At 35.4% G+C, this 1,880-nt stretch carries 1 protein-coding gene; it reads left to right on the top strand.

Features of this window, described 5'->3' with window-relative positions:
• Positions 1-156: 156 nt before the first annotated feature.
• A partial coding sequence (topA, locus tag B2S90_RS10025) for a type I DNA topoisomerase (protein ID WP_286696994.1) occupies positions 157-1,880 on the top strand: 1,724 nt, incomplete at its 3' end.

Below are 1,880 nucleotides of genomic sequence, written 5' to 3'. Positions count from 1 at the left end.
GGAATTTACGACTATGGAGTGTACAAGTACTTGTGAGTAGATATGATTTTTGTCAATCCAAAGCATGCACGATGACATAGTAAGTAATGTTCGTGAGAACTTACATTATCTCGATGTGAGTATATTTAATCACATTTTGAGTGGCAGGTTAGATGTATGAGTCATTTAGTAATTGTCGAATCACCATCTAAATCTAAAACAATTAGTAAATACCTAAGCGACGATTTTGTTGTAAAATCATCAAAAGGCCATATCAGAGATCTGGCTATCTCTGGCAAAGGCGGCTTAGGTGTAGATATAGAAAATGAGTTTGCCCCTCATTATGTTATTAGTAAAGATAAGAAAGATGTTGTAAAAGAATTAAAAGCATGTGCCAAAAAAGCAGATGATGTTTATCTCGCAACCGATCCGGACCGTGAAGGAGAAGCCATCTCATGGCATTTGGCAGAAGTGTTAGGATTAGATCCTGAGACTACAAAAAGAGTAGAATTCCATGAAGTCACAAAGAATGCAGTTACAAAAGCGATTGATAATCCCCGCAAGATTGATATGGATCTTGTTCATTCTCAGGAAACAAGACGTGTCTTAGATAGAATTATCGGGTTTAAGCTTTCTAAACTTCTACAGAAGAAGATTAAATCTAAGTCTGCAGGACGTGTACAGTCCGTTGCATTAAGATTAATCTGTGAGAGAGAAGCAGAAATTGATGCATTCATCCCAGAAGAATTCTGGAAGATTGATGCTGATTTTGAAAAGGATAATATTCCATTCAATGCAGAACTCACTAAGTATAAAACTAAGAAATTAGAAATCCATAATAGTGAAGAAGCACAAGCCATTTATGATGCATTGACACCTACATTTACTGTAGAGAAGATTAAGAAAACGACAAAGAAGAGAAATTCATATGCACCATTTATTACTTCAACACTGCAGCAGGAAGCATCTTCTAAATTAAATTTTAAAGCAAGACGTACAATGTCTATTGCTCAGAAGTTGTATGAAGGGATTGATATTGGAACTGAGACTGTCGGTTTAATTACTTATATGAGAACAGACTCTATTCGCTTATCACCTGAATTTACTGCAGCTGCAATGGATTATATTGAAAAGACATATGGTAAAGAATATGTAGGAAGTGTTAAAGTTTCTAAGAAGACTGAAAATGTACAGGATGCTCATGAAGCAATTCGTCCTACAAGTATTGATCGTACACCAGAAAGTATTAAACAATACCTTACACAGGAACAGTATAAGCTGTATTCATTAATCTATGCACGTGCGCTTGCTTCATTAATGGCACCAAGCCAGTCTGCAAGTACATCTTTAGTATTAGATAACAATGATTATAAGTTTAATGCATCAGGCTCTATCTTAAAGTTTGATGGATGGTTAAAGGTTTATGGTGAATATGATAAGAGTAAGAACGAATTACTCCCAGATATGGATGAAAATGAATTGATTGATGCAAAGAAGATCAATAAAGAACAGCATTTCACTACACCACCAGCACGTTATACAGAAGCAAAGCTTATCAAGGCGATGGAAGAATTAGGTATTGGTCGTCCTTCTACTTATGCGACTATTATCGATACAATCGTCACAAGAGAATATGTCACTTTAGAAAAGAAGACATTCAAGCCTACAGAGTCAGGACTTTTGACTAATAAGAAGCTTCTTGAATATTTTGATTCAATCATCAATGTAGACTATACTGCAAAGATGGAAAATGAACTTGATGAAATTGCAAAGGGACAGGATACTTATGTTCATGCCTTAACTGAATTTGAACAGGCTTTTGAACCGCTATTAGAAAAAGCATATGACGGTATGGAAAAGATTGAACCTAAAAAGACAGGAGAAAAATGTCCTGAATGTGG

Source organism: Catenibacterium sp. UBA627 (assembly GCF_002299355.1).
GTDB lineage: Bacteria > Bacillota_I > Bacilli_A > Erysipelotrichales > Coprobacillaceae > Catenibacterium > Catenibacterium mitsuoka.
This window is presented reverse-complemented; position numbering and strand designations above follow the sequence as displayed.